The 19,994-nt window shown below is 68.0% G+C and carries 17 protein-coding genes; 11 read left to right on the top strand and 6 right to left on the bottom strand.

Going from position 1 to position 19,994, the window contains the following annotated elements; translation table 11 throughout:
* Positions 1-16: 16 nt before the first annotated feature.
* Together KTC28_RS13650 and KTC28_RS13655 are read right to left on the bottom strand one after the other, a co-directional pair.
* Positions 17-1,108, bottom strand: a complete 1,092-nt coding sequence (locus tag KTC28_RS13650; protein ID WP_216707689.1) for a ketopantoate reductase family protein — start codon at positions 1,106-1,108, stop codon at positions 17-19.
* Positions 1,105-1,551 (bottom strand): VOC family protein, encoded by a 447-nt coding sequence (locus KTC28_RS13655; protein ID WP_216707690.1) that lies wholly within the window; start codon positions 1,549-1,551, stop codon positions 1,105-1,107. Before KTC28_RS13655 ends, KTC28_RS13650 begins: the two co-directional genes overlap by 4 nt.
* A 96-nt stretch (positions 1,552-1,647) precedes the next feature.
* Between KTC28_RS13655 and gcvA the strand changes: the two genes are divergently transcribed.
* From gcvA to KTC28_RS13710, 11 genes are all read left to right on the top strand, one after another.
* Positions 1,648-2,541, top strand: a complete 894-nt coding sequence (gcvA, locus tag KTC28_RS13660; RefSeq protein ID WP_216707691.1) for a transcriptional regulator GcvA — start codon at positions 1,648-1,650, stop codon at positions 2,539-2,541.
* 189 nt (positions 2,542-2,730) lie between these two features.
* Positions 2,731-3,924, top strand: coding sequence for a hypothetical protein (locus tag KTC28_RS13665; protein WP_216707692.1), 1,194 nt, complete (start codon positions 2,731-2,733; stop codon positions 3,922-3,924).
* On the top strand, positions 3,921-5,027 hold the full coding sequence (locus KTC28_RS13670) for a Gfo/Idh/MocA family protein (protein ID WP_216707693.1): 1,107 nt from the start codon (positions 3,921-3,923) through the stop codon (positions 5,025-5,027). The genes KTC28_RS13665 and KTC28_RS13670 overlap by 4 nt, the downstream gene beginning before the upstream one ends.
* Complete coding sequence (locus KTC28_RS13675; protein WP_216707694.1) at positions 5,024-6,622, top strand: DUF885 family protein; 1,599 nt, start codon at positions 5,024-5,026, stop codon at positions 6,620-6,622. Before KTC28_RS13670 ends, KTC28_RS13675 begins: the two co-directional genes overlap by 4 nt.
* Positions 6,619-7,617, top strand: a complete 999-nt coding sequence (locus KTC28_RS13680; RefSeq protein ID WP_216707695.1) for an ABC transporter ATP-binding protein — start codon at positions 6,619-6,621, stop codon at positions 7,615-7,617. The genes KTC28_RS13675 and KTC28_RS13680 overlap by 4 nt, the downstream gene beginning before the upstream one ends.
* Positions 7,614-8,579, top strand: a complete 966-nt coding sequence (locus KTC28_RS13685; protein WP_216707696.1) for an ABC transporter ATP-binding protein — start codon at positions 7,614-7,616, stop codon at positions 8,577-8,579. Before KTC28_RS13680 ends, KTC28_RS13685 begins: the two co-directional genes overlap by 4 nt.
* Before the next feature lie 3 nt (positions 8,580-8,582).
* Complete coding sequence (locus KTC28_RS13690; RefSeq protein ID WP_216707697.1) at positions 8,583-9,509, top strand: 2-hydroxyacid dehydrogenase; 927 nt, start codon at positions 8,583-8,585, stop codon at positions 9,507-9,509.
* Positions 9,510-9,512: 3 nt separating this feature from the next.
* Complete coding sequence (locus KTC28_RS13695) at positions 9,513-11,135, top strand: peptide ABC transporter substrate-binding protein (RefSeq protein WP_216707698.1); 1,623 nt, start codon at positions 9,513-9,515, stop codon at positions 11,133-11,135.
* Complete coding sequence (locus KTC28_RS13700) at positions 11,132-12,085, top strand: ABC transporter permease (RefSeq protein WP_216707699.1); 954 nt, start codon at positions 11,132-11,134, stop codon at positions 12,083-12,085. Before KTC28_RS13695 ends, KTC28_RS13700 begins: the two co-directional genes overlap by 4 nt.
* Positions 12,078-12,923 carry an ABC transporter permease gene (locus tag KTC28_RS13705; protein ID WP_216707700.1) on the top strand — a complete coding sequence of 282 codons (846 nt, stop codon included), beginning with the start codon at positions 12,078-12,080 and terminating at the stop codon, positions 12,921-12,923. The genes KTC28_RS13700 and KTC28_RS13705 overlap by 8 nt, the downstream gene beginning before the upstream one ends.
* A 228-nt stretch (positions 12,924-13,151) precedes the next feature.
* On the top strand, positions 13,152-16,073 hold the full coding sequence (locus KTC28_RS13710; protein ID WP_255602035.1) for a TonB-dependent receptor domain-containing protein: 2,922 nt from the start codon (positions 13,152-13,154) through the stop codon (positions 16,071-16,073).
* Between the two features lie 54 nt (positions 16,074-16,127).
* On the opposite strand, the gene KTC28_RS13715 is transcribed toward KTC28_RS13710, so the two are convergent.
* Genes KTC28_RS13715 through KTC28_RS13730 form a run of 4 tightly spaced genes read right to left on the bottom strand, consistent with a single transcriptional unit; the run spans position 16,128 to position 19,866 of the window.
* Positions 16,128-17,177, bottom strand: a complete 1,050-nt coding sequence (locus KTC28_RS13715) for a hypothetical protein (protein WP_255602036.1) — start codon at positions 17,175-17,177, stop codon at positions 16,128-16,130.
* A complete protein-coding gene (locus KTC28_RS13720) occupies positions 17,174-17,917 on the bottom strand; it encodes a sulfotransferase-like domain-containing protein (RefSeq protein ID WP_216707702.1) in 744 nt (247 codons plus the stop codon). The genes KTC28_RS13715 and KTC28_RS13720 overlap by 4 nt, the downstream gene beginning before the upstream one ends.
* On the bottom strand, positions 17,914-18,834 hold the full coding sequence (locus tag KTC28_RS13725; RefSeq protein WP_216707703.1) for an aminotransferase class IV: 921 nt from the start codon (positions 18,832-18,834) through the stop codon (positions 17,914-17,916). Before KTC28_RS13725 ends, KTC28_RS13720 begins: the two co-directional genes overlap by 4 nt.
* Before the next feature lie 12 nt (positions 18,835-18,846).
* On the bottom strand, positions 18,847-19,866 hold the full coding sequence (locus KTC28_RS13730) for a Gfo/Idh/MocA family protein (RefSeq protein ID WP_216707704.1): 1,020 nt from the start codon (positions 19,864-19,866) through the stop codon (positions 18,847-18,849).
* Positions 19,867-19,994 lie beyond the last annotated feature (128 nt).

Below are 19,994 nucleotides of genomic sequence, written 5' to 3' on the forward strand. Positions count from 1 at the left end.
CTAATTCTGTCTGCCGCTACGGCAGCGCCTTGCCGATGCTGGTAACATACTCTTCCAGCTCGACAAAATTATGCAGTCCGAGTTGGCGCTCGCCTTGCTCGATCTCGTAGATCATGCCGCAAAGCCGCTCGTTGAGCCGTGTGTCGGCACCGACCGCGTTGCCGTAATCGACCAGCTTGCCGTTCGACGAGCGAACCTCGGAGGGGCGGTTGCGGTAGACGATGTCCCACCAGATGCCCGACCCCTGCTTGCGAAAGACGTGCCCGCCTGGCTTCTGGTCCTTCTTCAACAACCAGATCGCGTGATTGATGTTGGCGATCAGGCGCGCGGTGTCGTCGGCGGTCTTCACGCGGTAATTGGCGGGATCGAAGAAGTCGAACGCCTCGACCGCGATCCCGTTCGCGTCGGCGATTTCGAGCGCCTCGCGGACGACCGCCCCAGCGACACGCGCATAGCGTTCGTTGCCGAGCGTCTCGTGGATCCGCGCATCGGCGAGTGCGGAGAATACGACCTGCGCCGAATAGACTTCCTTCGCCCAGATCTGACCCCAGATGTTCGACGACACCTGCACCTCGGTCAGTTCGCCGAGCATCGCGGCAAGTTCGGTAAGCCGCGGCGTCGGCGCACCCGACATCTCGCCGAGCTGGATCGGGCCTTCGTGGACGAATTCGAGATGCCCAGGATCGACGAGCGCCCCGCCATAGTTCGGGATCGACCCCATGACGCGGCCCGCGGACCCGACGCCGGTCTCGTCGAGCACCTCGGCGATACGCGGCTCGTTGAAGCCGTTCTGGAACGAGACGACGAAGCTGTCGGCGCCGAGCAGCGGCACGACCTGGCGCAATGCCGCTTCGGTGTGCTGTGATTTGGTTGCGATCAGCACCGCTTCAAGCGGCCCGTTTACAACATCGGCGAGCGCGTCGATGTGCGCGGCGCGGACCGGCACACGCATTTCGCCACGGATGCCGTCGATGAAGATGCCGTCGCGGTTCATCGCGTCGACATGCTCGGCCCAGCGATCGACGAGCAGGACATCGTGCCCGGCGCGGGTCATATACGCCCCGGCAAGCCCGCCGATCGCGCCCGCGCCGATGATCGTGACCTTCATGCCGCTTGTTCCCCGACGCTGCCGTCGTTGTGATCGTTGGCGAAAATCGCCGAGCGGTCGCGGAATGCCTTGAATTCGAGGACATTGCCCGACGGATCGGCGACGAAGAATGTGCCCTGCTCGCCGGGCTGTCCGGCAAAGCGGACGTGCGGCGTGACGACGAAGTCGTTGCCGGACGCAGCGATCCGCTCGGCGAGGCGCTGCCATTCTGGCCAATCGACGATCGCGCCGAAGTGCGACAGTGGCACCTCCTCATCGTCGACGCGGGTCATCAGCACCTTTTCGGGGCGCGGGCCGACGTGCGCCGAAATCTGGTGGCCGTAGAATTCGAAGTCGATCCAGTTCGCCGCCTCGCGGCCCTGCCGACAGCCGAGCAGCCCGGCGTAGAAATGTCGTGTCGGCTCGATCGCATCGATGCGAAAGGCGAGGTGGAATGGGCTCATCGGGTGTCCGTGTCGGTTCGACGATCGGTTTACCGGCTTGCCGTGGGCTGACCAGCGACTTTAAAGTCCGGCTGACATGATTTCATTGCACCTTTGATGCGGCGTCGCCTGCTGCCGTCGTTGACCGCGCTACGGACGTTCGAAGCAGTGGCCCGTTCGATGAGCTTCACCGAAGCCGCCGCCGAGCTCAACGTCACTCAAAGCGCCGCCAGCCGCCAGGTTCGCGCGCTCGAACAATTCCTCGACCTGCCGCTGTTCGTTCGCGGCAAGCGCGCGCTCGAACTGACGCCCGAGGGGCGGGTCTATGCGGCCACCGTCAAGGACGCGCTCGACGGGATCGAGCTGGCGACGCTGCAGGTCATGGCGAACGAGCGCGGCGGCGGCGTGCTCACGATCGGGACGCTGCCGACGCTGGCGATGCGCTGGCTGATCCCGCGGCTGTCGTCGTTCAGCGACGCCCATCCGCGGATCACCGTCAACATCATCTCGGGCGACGGCCCGCTCGTGCTCGGCGCGCAGGGCGAAGACGTCGCGCTGCGCTTCGGCACCGGCGACTGGCCCGAGAACGACGTCTACCGCCTCGGTCTCGTCGAGGAGATGGTCGTTGTATGCAGCCCCGAGCGCGCCGCGGGCCCGCCGCCGATCGAGACGCCGCAGTCGTTGCGCGGCCACGTTTTGCTCCGCCACTCGACGCGGGCTGGGGCGTGGCCGCATTGGCTCAGCGCCGCCGGGATGACCGATATCGACCCGAGCGGCCCGAGCTTCGAGCACTTCTTCATGATCATCCAGGCGGCGGTTGCGGGTCTCGGCGTCGCGCTATTGCCGCGCTTCCTCATCGAGGACGAGCTGCGGAGCCGGGCTTTGGTCATGCCGCTGACGCTAAGCACGATCTACGACGGCGGCTATTATCTGATCTGCCCGCGCGGGCGGTCGGAGCTCCCCAAGATCCGTGCGTTCCGCGACTGGCTGCTCGCCGAAAGCCGCAACTGACGCGCGCTCACTGCGGCTGCCTTCGGCGTTCCGACTGCTGAAACTCGCGCCAGATGGCGTGGTTGGCGAGCGGTAAAGTTTTCCCAAGCCCATGATTATTTGTGCCCGAAACGAGCCGCGATCGCGGTTGTCTGCCGGTCGGCGTCAGGCATACTCGACCTGTAACAATTATTGATCGAGGACGTCGCATTGTCACAGGCCCCTGACGCCATCGGCACCGATCTCGCAGCGGTGACGATGGGCATCGACCGCTTCGAACGGACGGCAGCGACGGGCGGCAGCCTGCTCGACGGCGAGGGTTTGGTGCCGATCTATCTCGGCGACGACCTCGTCACCGCGAAGGTCTATGCGGGATGGCTCGAAATTTTTGCCGACCTCGACAAGCTTGGTGCCCGCGCGGCGACGTCTCCCGACGATGCACGCGGGGTCTTCCTTCGCGAAATGGTCTCCTCGCTCAAGGCGGCCGCGCGCTTGTTTTCGGGCGCGGAGATGACCTACGCCGAAAAGGTCCGCAACCTCGTCGGGGCCGAAGCCGCGCCGGTTCCCGATGCCGAGATCGACGCTCACGCTGACCGCCTGTCCGCCGGACTGGCGCGCGCCGGCTTCGTTCGCGGCTCGCTCCGCGAGCGCGTCGAGGCGTGGGAGGAGGAGCGGGCGATCGCGCCCGACAAGATCGAAGCCGAGTTCCGCGAATTGATGACCGCTGCGCGGGCCCGGACCGCGGCGATGATTTTCGATCCCGGCGACTATGACATGGCGCTCAACCCGCTGCGCAACATCCCGTTTACCGCGCGCTGTGGTTTCGCCGAGCGGCGCATGGATCTGAACGTCGATATCGCCTTCACCCGTGCAGCACTCAAGCACCTTGTCTGCCACGAGGTCTTCCCCGGTCACGCGACGCAGCTTCTTTACACGCTCGCCGAAGTTGAAGCTGGACGGTCGGAAGCCGACGCGTTGCTGTGCACGGCGAACGCCGTGACCGGCTGCGTCCAGGAAGGCATCGGCGATCAAGGCGTCGAGCTGATCGACTGGATCGAGGACGACGACGACGACATTCATTTGTCGCTGCGGTCGCTCAAGAGCGCGGTCCAGACGACGGCGGCGTGGCGCCTGATGGACGGCGGCGAACCCGCCGAGACCGTCGCCGACTATCTCCGCGAGACCGGCTGCGGCCAGGAAGCATGGGTCCGCGGGCGCCTCAACATGGCGAGCCACCCATTCCGTGGGCCGTTCATCGCCAGCTATTACGCAGGCAACGAAAGCGTCCGCCGGGTCCGCGAGCGCGTCGCCGCGCCCGACCGCGCCGCGTTCAACGCTTATCTGTTCGCGCAGGTACACAGCCCGCGCAGCCTCGAAATGTTCGACATGAGCGTCGCCGCTTGACCGGCAAGCTCAAGATCGGCGTGATCGGCGCGCATAACTGGGCCGAGCAGGCGCACCTGCCGGGCTATGCCGCGCACGACCGCGTCGACCTTGCCGCGATCTGCGACATCGATATTGGCCGCGCCGAGAAGATGGCGGCGAAGTTCGGCATCGCGGCGGTCTACACCGACCATCGCGCAATGCTCGCCGATGCCTCGATCGACTTGATCGACGTCTGCACCCCGACCGCGACGCATCTGCCGCTCAGCCTCGACGCGATCGCCGCCGGCAAACATGTGCTGTCTGAGAAGCCGTTGCATACCGACGCCGCTCCAGCGTTCGACGCGGCAAGGCGCGCAGCCGAACGCGGCGTGCGGACCAAGCTCGGCTTCACCTTCCGTTATTCGCCCGCCGTCCGCCGTCTCAAGCGCTGGATCGACGACGGCACGCTCGGCGACATCTTCCACATTCACGGGCTCGAGCAGAATTCGCAGTTCCTCGATCCCGATTACCCGCTCCGCCAGTTCGACATCACCAGCCCGCGCGACCGGCTGATCCCGGCGTCGATCGTCGGTTACGGCTCGCACCTCGTCGACCTGATGCGCTGGCTCGGCGGCGACTTTTCTGCGGTGGCGAGCACGATGCGCAACTTCGTCCCCGAACGGCTGGTCCGCGGGCTCGAGGGCCGCCAGCGCTTTCAGGTCGAGGACGGGACGGTCGCGCTCGTCGAGTTCGCCGCCGGCGCGCAGGGAATGCTCCAGACGAGCTATGTCGCGATCGGCAATTATCCGGGGATCGAGCTCCGCGTCTACGGCTCGAAGGGCGCGGCGGTCGCGCGGCTGGTGACCGAAGCCGGGGTCGCCGAGACGCTCCACCTCGCGCGCGCCGACGATGTCGAGTTCCGCGCGGTCGAGGTCGCCGCCGCCGACCTGCCGCCGGGAACCGACCTCGGCACGCCGTGGCCCGAGCTGTATTTCCGCAACCTGATCCGCTTCTTCGTCGACGAGATCGTCGAGGACCGGCCCGAGGAATGCACCTTCTTCGACGGGGCCAAGAGCCAGCAGATCGTCGACGCGATCATCGCCGCGCACATCGAGCGGCGCTGGGTCGAGGTCGGCGGATGACGATCGCCGACGCCTATCTCGAACACCATTTCAACTTCCGGCCGGTCGACGCGAGCTTCATGGGGCTGCCCGGCTACGACGACCGCCTGCCCGACGCGTCGGCGGGGGCGGCAGACGCCGAGCGTCGCGGGCTCGACAAGCTGCGAGCAATCCTCGGCGAGCGGCCCGATGACGACGATATCGGCGCGCGGCTCGACCATCGCCTCGTCGAAGCGCAGATCGCGATGAGCGAAGCGGCGCTCGATCATCTGCCGCGCTTCGCCAACCCGGCGTGGTACACCGGCGAGGCGGCGTTTGCGGTCATCGGGCTGTTGCTCCCGAGCGGACGGCCGACGCCGCGCGATGCGGTCAAGGCGCGGCTGAAAGGCATCCCCGACTTTCTCGCTGATGGCCGCGCCCGGCTGGCGGGCGCAGCGGCCCCGCGCGGGCAGACGCTGCGCGCGATGCGCGAGGCAGCGGCGGCGGCCACATTCCTGACCGGCGACCTGCGGCTTCATCCCGACTGGGACGATGCATGGGCCGAGCCGGCCGCACGCGCGGCGGCGGCGTTCACCGCCTTCGCCGATGCGATCGCCGAGGTGCCCGACCGGGCGGCGGCGTGCGGCACCGCGTATCTCGAACTGCTCATGCGGCAGGTCCATGGCTTCGACCTAACCGCCGATGCCGCGCTCAAAGCCGCCGACGCGAGCTATGCCGAGCTTGGCGAAGAACTCGCCGAACTCGCCGCGCGTGTCGACCCGGCAATTTCAGCCGACGAGATCATTGCCGGGCTGAGCGAGCATGTCGCGCAATCCCCCGACGCGGTGATCGGCACTTACCGCGCGCTCGACCGCGTGGCGCGCGACGGCGCGGTGTCGCTGGTGACGACCGCCGACGACTACGCGCTCGAGTATCGCACGATGGCACCGTGTTTTCGGACTGTGGCGCAGAGCCTGTATTTCCTGCCGTACCGCTCGCCGCCCGCAGACAGCTCAGGCACCGGCAGCGTCTATTGGGTCGCCCCGCCGCCGTCCGACACCGCCGCCTATCTGCGCGGCAATTGCGAGGCGAACGTCAAGATCATCCACGCCGTCCACCACGGCAGCGTCGGTCATCACACGCAGAACGCCCGCGCGCGCGGTGCGGCATCGCGGCTCGCGCGGGTCGCGGGGACCGACTGCGCGCTCGGCCTCGCCTTCCTGTCGTCGGGATCGATGGTCGAGGGCTGGGCGTGCTACGTCCAGGACATGATGGCCGAGGCGCCGGGCTTTTATTCGCCCGCCGAGCTCGTCTACCTCAAGCAGATGGAGCGGCGGAACGTCGCCAACATCATCGTCGATATCCGCCTCCACACCGGCGAATGGTCGCCCGCCGAAGCGTCGGCATTCTACCGCGACGCCGGGTTCGCGCCCGAGCGCATCGACGCCGAAATCACGCGCAACGTCATGCTCCCCGCGACCCGCCTGATGTACGCGCTCGGCGTCGACGCGATCCGCGACCTTCGCCGCCGCTGGCGCGGGGAGACGCGCGACTTCCACGACACGCTGATCGGCTATGGCCACGTACCCGTCGTGTGGGCGGGCGACGAGATGGCGCGGGCGGGATTGCTCGCGTGACGTCGGCCGCATCAGACCCGGTCGTCGACGTCCGTGGCCTGACGCTCGATTTCATCGATCGCGACGGCGGCACGGTCCGTGTCCTTCACGGCGTCGACCTGACGATCGCGGCGGGCGAGACGCTCGCGCTCGTCGGCGAGAGCGGGTCGGGCAAGTCGGCGACGAGCCTCGGCATCATGCGCCTCCACCGCCCGCGCGGGACGATCGTCGGCGGCGCAGTGTGGCTCGCGACCGGGACAGGGCCGCCGGCCGACCTGCTCAGCATGTCGTCGCGCGCGATGACGACGGTCCGCGGCGCGCAAGTGGCGATGATCTTCCAAGAGCCGATGACGAGCCTCAACCCGGTCCACCGGGTCGGGACCCAGATCGGCGAGTCGCTGCGGCTCCATCGGGGCCTGCGCGGCCGGGCGCTCGATGCCGCGGTGCTCGCATCGCTCGCCGAGGTCGGCATCCCCGATCCGGTCCGCCGCGCCGCCGCTTTCCCGCACGAACTGTCGGGCGGCATGCGCCAGCGGGTGCTGATCGCGCTGGCACTCGCGTGCGACCCGCGCCTGCTGATCGCCGACGAACCGACGACTGCACTCGACGTCACCGTCCAGGCGCAGATCCTCGATCTGCTCCGCACGATCCAGCGCGCGCGCGGCATGGCGATCCTGTTCATCACCCACAGCCTCGCGGTCGTCGCGGAGATCGCCGACCGCGTCGCGGTGATGTACGCCGGCCGGATCGTCGAGCAGGCCCCGGTCGCCGCGCTGTTCGCCCGCCCGCGCCACCCATACACCCGCGCGCTCCTCGAAAGCCTGCCGGGCAACGCGACCGGCAAGCGCCTGCGCGTCATCCCGGGCTCGGTCGTCGACGTCCGCCGCCCGCCGCCGGGGTGTGCGTTCGAGCCGCGGTGCGCGATGGCGGCAGATCCGTGTGCGGTAACGATGCCGCCGGCAGTGATGATCGACGCCGGCCGGGCGTCACGCTGCCACCGCTGGGCCGAGCTGTGACTGCGCTGCTCGACGTCACCGACCTCGGCGTCGAGTTCCGCCTGAAGTCGCCACCGTGGCGTCCGCCGCTCGTCCTCCACGCGGTTCGCGGCGTGTCGTTCACCGTCGCTCCGCGTGAAATTCTCGGGGTCGTCGGCGAGAGTGGATCGGGCAAGACCAGCCTTGGCCGCGCGGTTCTCCGGCTGCTGCCGATCAGCGGCGGCGAGGTGCATTTTGCCGGACGCCGCATCGACCGCCTGTCGGGCCGCCAGCTCGGGCCGGTGCGCCGCCGGATGCAGGCGGTGTTCCAGGACCCGACGAGCAGCCTCAACCCGACGATGACGGTCGGCGCGGCGGTCGGCGAGGGGCTTGGCGTCCACCGTATCGGCACCCGCGCCGATCGCGCCGAACGCGTCGCGGCGATGCTCGACCGCGTCGGGCTGCCGCGCGGCACGGCACAGAATTACCCCGGGGCCTTGTCGGGCGGGCAGCGCCAGCGGGTCGGCATCGCGCGCGCGCTGATCGTCGCGCCCGACCTGCTGATCGCCGACGAAGCGGTGTCGGCGCTCGACGTCTCGGTCCAGGCCGGGATCGTCAACCTGCTCCTCGACCTGCGCGAGGAGATGGGTCTGGCGATGCTGTTCATCGCGCACGATCTCGATGTCGTCCGGCACTTCTGCGACCGCGTCATGGTCCTGTACCTCGGCCGGGTGATGGAGACGGGGCGCACCGCCGACGTCTTCGCCGATCCGCGCCACCCCTACACCCGCGCGCTGCTCGATGCAGTGCCGCGCCTCGTGCCGACGGGGGAGCCGCGGCGCCTGCTCACGGGCGACCCGCCGAGTCCGCTCGCGCCGCCGTCGGGCTGTGTCTTCCGCACACGCTGCCCGCACGCGATCGCCGCCTGCGCCGAGGTCGTGCCGCCGCTCGAAGCCGATGCCGACGGGCACGCCGCCGCCTGCATCCGCCAGCACGAGGTCTGAAGAATGCGCCGGATCCTGATCGCCGTCCGCAACAACCGCGAGGTCTTCGCCGACCTGTTCCGCGCCGAACTCCCTGGCCACGACGTCGTGACGACGGAGCCCGACGATGAGACACCGACTGCGTATGCTGTCGTCGGCCTGCCGCCACCGGGCCTGCTCGCGAGCCTGCATGGCCTTGAAGTCGTCCTTAGTCTCAACGCTGGGGTCGAATATCTGCTCGCATCGGGGGAGGTGCCCGACGGCGTGCCGCTGGTGCGCATGGTCGACCCCGGCCTCGTCGCGGGCATGGTCGAATGGGTCGCCGCGCGCGTTCTTGCATGGCACCGCAACCTGTTCGATTACGCCGCGCTCCAATCCGAAGCGCGCTGGAAGCCGCTCCCGGAGAAACTGGCGGGCGAGCGGACGGTAACCGTGCTTGGCGCGGGCGAACTCGGCCGCCCGGCGGCGGCGCTGCTGGCCACGATCGGCTTCCGCACCCGCATCTGGAGCCGCGAGCCGCGCGAGATCCCCGGCGTCACCGGTTTCGCCGGGCGCGACCGGCTCGCGGCGGCGGTCGAGGGAGCCGACGTCCTCGTCAACCTGCTGCCGTCGACCGCCGCGACGACCGACCTGATCGACCAAGCCTTGCTCGACCGGATGGCGCCGGGCGGCTTGCTGGTCAACGGCGGACGCGGGGCGACGCTCGTCGACCGCGACGTGCTCGCCGCGCTCGACGATGGACGCCTCTCCGCTGCTGCGCTCGACGTCTTCCGCGCCGAGCCGCTCGCTGACGGCGATCCATACTGGGGCCACCCGCGCGTCTTCGTCACGCCGCACGTCGCCGCGATCAGCCATGCGCGCACCTCGGTCGCGGTCATGGCCGACACCATCCGCCGCCACGAACGCGGCGATCCGCTGCTCCACGTCGTCGACCGCGCCCGAGGGTATTGACCCATGCCGCCGGGGGGCCTCGACGCGATAACGGGTGCGTGGTCCCGACGCGGCGCGTTGGCGGCGATCGTCGCAAGCACCTTGCCCGGCTGCAGTCCGGTTCACCGCCGCGACGACAACACGCTGGTCGTCGGCCTGACCTATGACCTCGACACGCTCAACGTCTATTCGACCGGCTTCCTCGGCGACGTTCAGGCCGCAGTGGTCGAAGGGCTGATCGCGCCCGATCAACAGGCGCGCTACGTCCCGGTGCTCGCGCTCGAAGTGCCGACGCTCGCCAACGGCGGCATCGTCGTCGCGCCCGACGGGCAGAGCATGACGATCACCTACCAGCTTCGTCGCGGCGTCCGCTGGCACGACGGTGCGCCGTTCACCGCCGCCGACGTCGCCTTCACCTGGGCAGCGGTCCGCAACCCCGCGTTCATCGCCGAATCGAAGGACGGGTCCGACGTGATCGTCGCGGTCGATACGCCCGATCCCTACACCGTGATCTGCCGCTACGACCGGGTCGCGCCGACCTTTGCCGCGACGATGTTCACCTTCGGCATCCTGCCGAAGCACCTGCTCGACGGGGTCGACCTCAACACCGCGGGCTATAACGAGCGGCCGATCGGCACCGGGCCGTTCCGCGTCACGGCGTTCAAGCGCGGGCAGTATGTGCTGACCGAGCGCAACCCGTATTACTGGCGTCGAGACGCGGCGGGGCGGCAGTTGCCGTATATCGACCGGCTGATCTTCAAGATCATTCCCAACTCGAACACGTTGCTGACTCAGCTGCGGTCGGGCGAGCTCGATCTCGTCACCCAGACGCCGTACGATCAGGCGAAGCAGATGGGCGCACTCCCCGGAGTCGAGCTGGTTCGCTCGGCCGTGTTGTCGTGGCAGCACCTCGATTTTAACTTCAAGAACCCGACGCTGCGCGATCCCGCCGTCCGCCGCGCGATCGCCCATGCGATCGACCGCGACGCGCTGGTCCGGGTCAACGGCGGCTTCCAGCGGCCGATCAAGTCGGTCGTCGTGCCGACCTTCGACTTCTACGATCCCGCGACGCCCGACTACCCGTTCAACCCGGCGAAGGCGCGCGCAATCCTCGACGCGGCGGGGTACCGCGTCCAGCGCGACGGCGTTCGCGCAAAGGGCGATGCGCGGCTTGCGTATCGCTTCGTCTGTCAGGCGGGGAAGGGCGACGACGAGCTCGCCCAGCAAGTCATCCTCGCACAGTTGAGCGCGATCGGCATCGCCGCGTCGGCCGACAACAAGACCGGGGTGTCGTACCGTCAGGCGCGGTACAAGGGCGACTACGACCTGAATTATAGCACGTGGGTGACCGGGGCCGACCCCGTGTACAGCCGCTTCTTTTCGACCAAGGGGTCGAACAACGGGCAGGGCTACGCCAATCCGGCGATGGACCGCATCCTCACCCGGATGGAGTCGACGCTCGATCCCGCCGAGCGGCGGCGCGCCGCGTTCGCCATGCAACAGCTGCTCGCGGTCGACCTGCCAACGATTCCGCTGACCAGCGGCGCTGCCGTCGCGAGCAAGCGGACCCGGCTGCGCGACTATACGCCGAACCCGACCAACATGACGGCGTTCGTCTCGTGCGCCGGCTGGCGGTTGCAGGCATGAGCGGGCGGGGACTCATCGCGCGGCTGCTCGGGATCATTCCGCTGCTGCTCGGCATCTCGCTCGTCCTGTTCGCGGTCGTTCATCTGGCTCCCGGCGGCCCTCTCGACGTCTATGCCGATAATCCGTCGGTGACCCCCGAAGCGCTCGCGCGGATCGCCAAGGCGTACGGCCTCGACCTGCCGTGGCCCGAGCAATACGGGCTGTGGCTGCGCTCGATGCTGACCGGCGACTGGGGCTATTCGATCCGCACCGGCCGTCCGGTCCTCCAGGAGATCGTCGAGCGGCTCGGCCCGACGCTCGAACTCGGCGCGGTGGCGATGACGATCGCGTTTGTCGCTGCGGTCGCGTTGGGCGTCATCGCGGCGTTCGAGGAGGGGCGGCGGATCGACCGCGTGATCGTCGCCGTCACGCTCGGCGGCCTGTCGATCCCGGTGTTCTGGCTCGGGCTGGTCCTGCAATATGTCCTCAGCGTCCGGCTCGGCTGGCTGCCGTCGGCGGGGCTTGAGACGATCGGCGGGAGTTCGTTCGCCGACCGCGCCGCGCATCTCGTGATGCCCGCCGCAGTCCTCGCCTTCGCCACCGGAGCGGGCTGGACGCGCTACCTCCGTGCCGGGATGATCACCGCGCTGCGGCAGGATTATATCCGCACCGCCTACGCCAAGGGCCTGTCGACGCAGACCGTCCTGCTGCGCCACGCGCTGCGCAACGCCATCGTCCCGGCGATCAGCATCATCGCGCTCGACCTTGCCGGGCTGGTTTCGGGCGCGGTCATCACCGAGGCGGTGTTCGCGTGGCCGGGGGTCGGCAGCCTGTTCGTCGAGAGCATGGACGGGCGCGACTATCCGGTGCTGATGGGCGTGCTGATGATGGGATCGCTCGCTGTGATCCTCGCCAACATCATCGCCGACCTCGCGCAGGCCGCACTCGATCCGCGGCTCCGCAATGGTTAGCCGGGCCATTGCAGTCCGCGTGTGGCTCCGCCGGACCCGCCTGCCGATGCCGGTCATCGCTGGCGGTACGATCCTTCTCGCGCTGCTGCTCGCGGCGGTGTTCGGTCCGATGCTATCGCCGTACACTTACGACGAGCAGAGCCTCGCGCTCCTCGGCCTGCCGCGCCCGCCGTCATGGGCGAACTGGCTCGGCACCGACGAACTCGGTCGCGATGAGCTGACCCGGCTGCTCTACGGCGGGCGCATCTCGCTCGCGATCGGCCTGGCGGGGGCGGCGGTGGCGACGCTGTTCGGCACCTTCGTCGGGGCGCTCGCCGGTTATGCCGGGGGCATCGTCGACAGCATCGCGATGCGGTTGACCGACGTCATGCTGTCGATCCCGGCATTGCCGCTCGTCCTCGTCGTATCGGGGCTGATCCGGCCGACGCCGACCCTCCTCGTGCTGCTCGTCGCGGGGCTGATCTGGACCCCGTCGGCGCGGCTCGTCCGGGCACAGGTCGCCGGGCTCAAGACGAGCGATTTCGTCGCGGCGGCGCGCACGCTCGGTGTGCATCCGGTGATGATCGTCATCCGCCACATCCTGCCCAACGTCGGCGGCGCGATTGCGGTGTCGGCGACGATCGCGGTCGGCGGCGCGATCCTCCTCGAATCGGCGTTGTCGTTCCTCGGCTTCGGTGTCCAGCCGCCGACGCCGAGTTGGGGCAGCCTGCTCAACAAGTCGCAGCCTTGGCTGGTCAGCGCGCCGTGGCTGTCGATGCCGCCGGGCGTGCTGATCTTCCTGACGATTCTCGCAGTCAATTTGGTCGGCGACGGCCTGCGGCGGAGCGGTTCGCGGTGACGGACATTAACGAGTGTGGCAAAATGGAGACAACGCAGAATTTTGTATGAAAATGGCCGAAAACTCTATTGTGCAAGTGCGAAGTGATCGGCAGCATATAAAAAGACCAAGAGTACCGGAGGGGTAAAGCCGGGACCATATTGTCGCGTAGAACTTCATAACAGGGAGTGGGCTATGATTGTATCTTCCCGCGGGCGTCTTCTCGCGTCGAGTTTACTTGCCGGATGCATGGCCGTGTCCGCACCCCTGTTTGCGCAGGAGGCAAGTGGCGCTGCTTCAGCGGGAATTGCGAACCCGGCATCGCAAGCAACCGAGAGCGTAACTGTTAATCCCGACGAGCTCGTCGTCACCGGTACACTGATCCGTAACCCGGCACTGGTGTCGGCTACCCCGGTCCTCGTCACCGGCCAGGCGGAAATCCAGCTGCGCCAGTCGAACACCGCCGAAGACCTGCTGCGCGGGCTTCCCGGCGTCGTCCCGAGCATCGGCAACGCGGTCAACAACGGCAACGCCGGCTTCTCGTTCGCCGACCTTCGCGGCCTCGGTCCGAACCGAAACCTCGTCCTGCTCGACGGCCAGCGCATCGCTCCGGCCGACGTCATCGGGCGCGTCGACCTCAACAACATCCCGCTGGCGATCGTCGACCGCGTCGAGAACCTGACCGGCGGCGCATCGACCACCTACGGCGCCGACGCGATATCGGGCGTCATCAACTTCGTCACCAAGAAGGACTTCACCGGGGTCCAGATCGACGCGTCGAACCAGCTCACCGAAAAGGGCGACGGCAATTATTTCCGCGTCGACGGCACGCTCGGGGTCGGGTTCGCCGACGGCAAGGGCAACGCCATCTTTTCGTTCGGCTACCAGAACGCGTCGGCGGTCTATCAGGGCGACCGCCCCTACTCGATCACCGCGCTCGACTCGTTCTCGGGCAAGCCAGCCGGCTCGAGTTTCTCGAACCCGGCGGTCTTCACGCTGCTCGGCAACACCGGCGGCCGGGTCCAGACGGTGCCGTCGTCCGGCACGTTCAACACCGGCGTCTACCAGCCGTTCAACTTCAACCCGTACAACATCTTCCAGCTGCCGTTCCAGCGGTACAACGTCTACGGCTCGGGCCATTACGAGGTCGCCGACAACATCGAAATCTACATGCGCGGCCTGTATTCGAAGAACGTGACGCAGACGATCGTCGCGCCGTCGGGCGTCGCCGGATCGAACGTCACGATCCCGCTGTCGAACCCGTACCTGACGGCCTCCGAGCGCAACGTGTTCTGCGGCGACGCCGGCTTTACGGCGGCGGAGTGCACCGCGGCCGCGACGGCGACGAGCCCGACCAACCCGGCGTATCGCACCGTCACCGAGGAACTGCGCCTCCGCTCGGTCGATGCCGGTCCGCGCGTCGACCGCTACGAGACGCAGGTGTTCGATTACCGCGCAGGCCTGCGCGGCGCGATCACCGACCACCTCAACTTCGACATCGCCGGCAGCTACGGCGAGAGCACCAACGACCACACCGAGGCGGGCTATATCTCGGTCTCGCGGGTTCGCGATGCGCTGCTCGCAACGAACACCACGACCTGCCTGAGCGGCAACGTCGGCTGCGTCCCATTCAACATCTTCGGTGCGGCGGGATCAACGACGGCCGCGATGAACAAGTACGTCGTCGTCCCGGCCTTCAGCGTCGTCCGCGCGTCGCTCGCGCAGGGGTCGGCGCAGATCAACGGCGACGTCGGCATCTCCAGCCCGTTTGCCAGCAAGCCGATCAACTTCGCGGTCGGCGGCGACTACCGCAAATACCAGGCGTCGCAGAACGGTGACATCGAGAAGACGACGCCGGGCGAACTCGGTCTGGATTCGACGCTGACCCCGTTCAACGGCGGCTATGACGTCCTCGAAGGCTTCGCCGAATTGATCGCACCGCTGGTCGAGGACAAGCCGTTCTTCCGGGAGCTGACCTTCGAAGGCGGCCTGCGTTACTCGCACTATAAGGTCGACGCGCCGACCAACCCGACCTTCAACACGACGACGTACAAGGCGGGTGCGAACTGGACCCCGGTCGACGGCCTCAAGTTCCGCGGCGTCTATCAGCATGCAGTTCGCGCGCCGAACATCAACGAACTGTTCCAGCCGGCGAGCCCGAGCTCGACCAACCTGTCGGCCGACCCGTGTTCGGGATCGAAGCCCGTCGGCAACGCCAACCTGACCGCGATCTGCCTCGCGCAGGGCGCACCGGCGGCATCGATCGGCAAGATCAGCGATCCGGCATCGGGCCAGCCGAACACAACGACCGCGGGCAACCTCGGCCTCAAGCCGGAAAACTCGAACAGCTTCACCCTCGGCATCGTCCTCCAGCCGCGCCGGTATGTTTCGGGCTTCTCGCTGACGGTCGACTATTTCAACATCAAGGTGACCAACGCGATCACGTCGCTGTCGCCGCTCGACTCGATCAGCGCATGCTTCGGGGCGGTGACCGCCGCGAGCGCCGCGAGCTCGGGATGTACCGTCATCCGGCGTAACCCCAGCACCGGCGCGCTCGACGGCGATCCGGCGACGACCCCCGGTCTGTACCTGCCGCTGACCAACCAGGGCCAGTTGCTGACCGACGGTATCGATCTCGGGGCGAACTACCGCCACGATGTCGGCCCGGGCACGCTTGCTCTGTCGTTCCAGGGGACGTGGACGCATCGCGCACTGTTCAAGGCGACGCCAACCGCGATCAGCCGTGAATGCGTCGGCTATTACAGCACCAACTGCGGCGGTGCCGGCGCACCGGAGAAGGGATCGCTCCAGCCGAAGTACACGTGGAACCAGCGGACCAGCTACTCGATTGGCGGGGTCGATCTCTCGCTACTGTGGCGGCACATCAGCGAGATGAACCAGGAGCCCGACGACGCGCTCAACGGCGACGGTCCCGCGCTTCCCGCCTTCGCCCACATCAAGCCGTACGACTATTTCGACGCCAGCCTTCGCCTCGCCGCGACCAAGGCGCTCGAATTCACGATCAGCTGCCAGAATCTGACGAACCGGCAGCCCCCGATCGTCGGCTACGACATCGGCACGACGTTCTTCAACAGCGGCAACACGTACCCGTCGACCTACGACACGCTCGGCCGCCGCTACGCTGTCTCGGCCCGGCTCAAGTTCTTCTAGGCGAAGGGCTATCGTTCCCCTCCCGCAAACGGGAGGGGAACAGACTATGAGAGATCAGCCCGCGATCAGCGGGGCGGGGAGCGCCAGCGGGATGCCCGCCGCCGCCGCCACCGCCTCGGCCCAGATCGCGACCTTGTCGACCTCGTCCTTATGGAGCGATAGGCCCTCGCGCTGTTCGCGGGCGCGGTCGTCCGCGCCGAACGTGTCGCCTGTCTTCGAACTGGTGGTAAAGGCAGGGCCGGCGACGACCGCCGCGACATCGATCTTCAGCCCGAACAGCGTCGCGATCGCGCTCATCGCCGCCGCCGGTTGGCGCAGCAGGTGTTCGCTGTCGAGCGTGCGGATGCGCTGGTCGCCGAAGCGCGCGGCCATGCGGACGAACAACGCCTGCTGCGCCAGCCAGCCGACCGCGGCGATCTGCAGGTCGGTCTGCTTGATATAATCGCCCGGCTCGAACCCCATCTGGACCAGCCCCTCAGCGTGGAGACCGGCGAATAATTCGCGGACCCACAGCCGCCCCCACATCCCCTTGCGCGCAACCGAGGCGAGGAACACGCGGAGCGGCGCGTGGAGGATCAGCGCGTGGATGTCGGTGCGCATCGCCATCATCGCCGGCGCGAGGCCGTTGACGACGTTCGACGGCTTGACCACGACGGCCTCGCCGGGCTGCAACGGCCGGGCGAGCACGATCAGCGCGTCGCGGAGCAGCGGCGCAAGGCGCTCGGGGTCCATCCCCTGGCGGCGGCAGCCGACGATATCGTTGAGCAGGACAGGCTCCTTCAACGTTGTCGCCACCCCCGGCACGTCAAGCGCGCGTGCCACCAGCGTCGAACAGCAGAACGCCGAATGGAGCACGAGATGAAGCCGCGCCGGTTCGGCCGCCGACGCCATCACCTCGCTCCGGTGGAGTGCCAGCGCGGGCCGCCCGACGGGGAGATATTCGTCGGTGATGAAGGTCGCGCGGGCATGATCCTCGCGCGACAGGCGGAGGAAGCGGATGGCGTCGGCCCCGGGGTCGTAGCGATGCGCGAGCCAATGGCCGTCGCGCATCACCGCGCGATAGTCGACCGGGGCCCCGCCGCTCGCTTGGGTCGGACGGATCACGCTGTCGCAGCAGCGAGCCGCCAGCGCGCCATATTGTCGTAATACGGCTGCGCAGCGTGGGCGATCGCCCGGAGGTCGTCGGGCAGGGCGGGGGCCGGTGCAGCAGGCGAGGACGGAGCAAAGCCGGTCGACTGCTCGACGACGTCGTACCACGCCGGGGCCCAGACACCGTCGCTCGCGCGCGGTCCGGCGGGCCAACTCAACATCCGCTCGGAGAAGTCGACACCGAGTGCTTCGCACAACGCTGTCAGCATTCCCCGCGGCTCGGCGAGCACGTCGGCAGTCTCGATCACCGGCGGCGCGGTGCCGGTCCGCTGCGCGACGCGGTCGAAGATCTCGGCCTGCCGAACGACGCCGATTTCGCCGAGCGTGACGTCGCTGCGCTTGCGCACATACGACGCGAGCACCGCTGCGGGGTCGCGAATGAGGAAGGCGTTGGTGCACGCATCGGACCAGTCGAGGCCGAAGCCGTCGAGCATGTGGTGGCACATGTGCTTCTGGTACCAGACCGGCTTGCCCCCAGGCACGGGGCCGGTCACTGCCGCCGCGACGTCGCGCCAGTCGGTCGGCTGCGACGCGAGCACCTCGGCGCGCATCGGATGATCGAGTCCGGTGGCGGCGAGATAGGCGGCGTAGAACGGCTCGTCGCTGACGACGGTGTCGTCGCGGTTCTCGAACGCGCGCATCATCGCCGTCGAGATGTTGCGCGGCCCCGACCACATCGCGATCCTGAGCGTCATACGAGGCGGTTCGCTGCGGCGTCGGCGTCTTTCATCGCCTCGTAGGCGGCGAGCAGCCGGGCGGTCACCGGTGCGCCAGTTCCCGGCATTGCGCGGCCGTCGATCTCGCGAACCGCGGTGATGCCGCCCATTGTCCCGGTCACGAAAACCTCGTCGGCTTCACGTAGCTGGTCCACCGGAAAATCTCCCTGCCGCAATGGCGCCGCGCCAGCCGCGCACGCCGCGATCACATTCTGCCGGGTGATGCCGTTGAAGCAATAGACGTCGCCCGAGGTGAAGACGGTGCCGTCCTTGACCCAGAACAGGTTGGTCGCGTTGCAGCTGGCGACGTTGCCGTGCGGATCGAGCATCACCGCCTCGTCGGCGCCGTCATCGATGACTTCGAGCAGGGCGCGGATCAGGTTGAGGCGGCTGTGCGAGTTGAGCCGCATGTCGAAAATGTCCGGCCCCGAAGTCCGGGTTGCAGCGGTCCGCAGCACGAGTCCGTCGCCCGCTGCCCGCGGCGGTGACACCTTGAACTCGGCGGTGACGACCATCGTCGCGCTACCCGCCATGTGGCGCGGGTCCTGGTTGATCGTCCGCTTGCGCCCGCGCGTGACCATCAGCCGGAGGTGTCCGCCGTCGGTCATGCGGTTCGCGGTGAGGAGCCGCACGAGTTCGGCGGTCAGCTCGCTGCGCGTCAGGCCGATGTCGATGCGGATCGCACCTGCGCTGGCGAACAGCCGGTCGAGATGGGCATCGAGGAACAGCAGCGCCCCGCGATGGAGCCGCAATCCCTCCCACACGCCGTCACCGAGCCCGAACCCGGCGTCGAAGATAGATACCGATGCCGTGCTCGCAGGGACGAGCGCGCCGCCGACATACGCAAGGATGCCGGCGTTGCGCGGATCGTCGACGAAGTCCTGGCTACCCGCCATCGCGCGCCCGGCTCAAAGCTCGACCGGGGCGCCGTGGGCCGCGGCGCTGGCGATGATCGCCTCGAGCATCTCCATGACCTCGATCGATTCGGCCTCGCCGATCCCGGTCCAGCCTGCGGGGTCGCCGCGGACGAGGTCGGCGAACGAGTCGGCCTCGGCGCGGAAGCCGTCCAAAGGTTCGAACCGGCGCGTCTCGTTGGTAGCGTCCCACCCGCCGCGGCTGATGTCGACGACCCCGGGCGCGGCGGCGGTCAGGTGGTTGAGATATTCGGTCATCACGACACCGCCCTCGCATGCGATCGTCGCGCGGCGGTAGACGCCGGTGCCGAACGAGCACGCCGCCTGCGCGAGCAGCCCGCCGGGAAATTCGATGTTGGCGATCAGCGTCGCATCGACTCCGCTCTCGGTCCATGTCGCCATAGCGCTGACGCGGATCGGCTTAACCCCCGCAAGCAGGCGGATCAGGCTGACCGGGTACGTTCCGGCGTCGAGCAATGCGCCGCCGCCAAGACCGGGATCGAGCCGGATATTCGATGGGTTGGCTACCGGGAAGCCGAACGCCGCCTGGATGATCTTCGGCAGCCCGATCTCGCCCGAATGGACGAGTTCGGCGACCGCATGCGTCTGTGGCTGCGCGCGGTACGGGAACGCCTCGACAAGGCAACGCCCGGCGCTGTGCGCGGCGGCGAACATCGCACGGGCATCGGCGGCGGTGACCGCGATCGGCTTCTCGCACAGGACATGCTTGCCGGCTTCGAGCGCGCGGATCGTCCATTCGGCGTGCATCGAGTTCGGCAGCGGATTGTAGATCGCCTCGACCTCGGGGTCGGCGAGCAGCGCGTCGTAGCTGCCTAGAGCGCGCGGGATTGCATGGCGGTCGGCGAAGGCCTGCGCCGAAGCGAGATCGCGGCTCGCGACGGCGACGACCTTGACCTTGTCCGATGGTTTGACCCCGGCGATGAAATGACGCCCGATATTCGCGGTGCTGAGGATGCCGATGCGCAGCGGACCAGTGTTGTCGGTGTCGGCCATATGCTCCCCTGCGGCTTGATCGCTCAAGTCTTTAGCCCGCTCGGCGTAACGATGTCTTCCGGATTCGTCGGGTCTCGACAACAAGTTCGGCAGGCAATGATGCACCGCAGCGTGTTTCGGTTGCGGCC

Origin of the sequence: Polymorphobacter megasporae, assembly GCF_018982885.2 — a bacterium.
In the GTDB taxonomy this organism is placed as follows: domain Bacteria; phylum Pseudomonadota; class Alphaproteobacteria; order Sphingomonadales; family Sphingomonadaceae; genus Polymorphobacter_B; species Polymorphobacter_B megasporae.

Coding starts and splice junctions, on each gene's coding strand:
- KTC28_RS13650 (WP_216707689.1), bottom strand. CDS start 1,108: ATGAAGGTCACGATCATCGGCGCGGGCGCGATCGGCGGGCTTGCCGGG.
- KTC28_RS13655 (WP_216707690.1), bottom strand. CDS start 1,551: ATGAGCCCATTCCACCTCGCCTTTCGCATCGATGCGATCGAGCCGACA.
- gcvA (WP_216707691.1), top strand. CDS start 1,648: ATGCGGCGTCGCCTGCTGCCGTCGTTGACCGCGCTACGGACGTTCGAA.
- KTC28_RS13675 (WP_216707694.1), top strand. CDS start 5,024: ATGACGATCGCCGACGCCTATCTCGAACACCATTTCAACTTCCGGCCG.
- KTC28_RS13690 (WP_216707697.1), top strand. CDS start 8,583: ATGCGCCGGATCCTGATCGCCGTCCGCAACAACCGCGAGGTCTTCGCC.
- KTC28_RS13695 (WP_216707698.1), top strand. CDS start 9,513: ATGCCGCCGGGGGGCCTCGACGCGATAACGGGTGCGTGGTCCCGACGC.
- KTC28_RS13700 (WP_216707699.1), top strand. CDS start 11,132: ATGAGCGGGCGGGGACTCATCGCGCGGCTGCTCGGGATCATTCCGCTG.
- KTC28_RS13705 (WP_216707700.1), top strand. CDS start 12,078: ATGGTTAGCCGGGCCATTGCAGTCCGCGTGTGGCTCCGCCGGACCCGC.
- KTC28_RS13710 (WP_255602035.1), top strand. CDS start 13,152: ATGGCCGTGTCCGCACCCCTGTTTGCGCAGGAGGCAAGTGGCGCTGCT.
- KTC28_RS13720 (WP_216707702.1), bottom strand. CDS start 17,917: ATGACGCTCAGGATCGCGATGTGGTCGGGGCCGCGCAACATCTCGACG.
- KTC28_RS13725 (WP_216707703.1), bottom strand. CDS start 18,834: ATGGCGGGTAGCCAGGACTTCGTCGACGATCCGCGCAACGCCGGCATC.
- KTC28_RS13730 (WP_216707704.1), bottom strand. CDS start 19,866: ATGGCCGACACCGACAACACTGGTCCGCTGCGCATCGGCATCCTCAGC.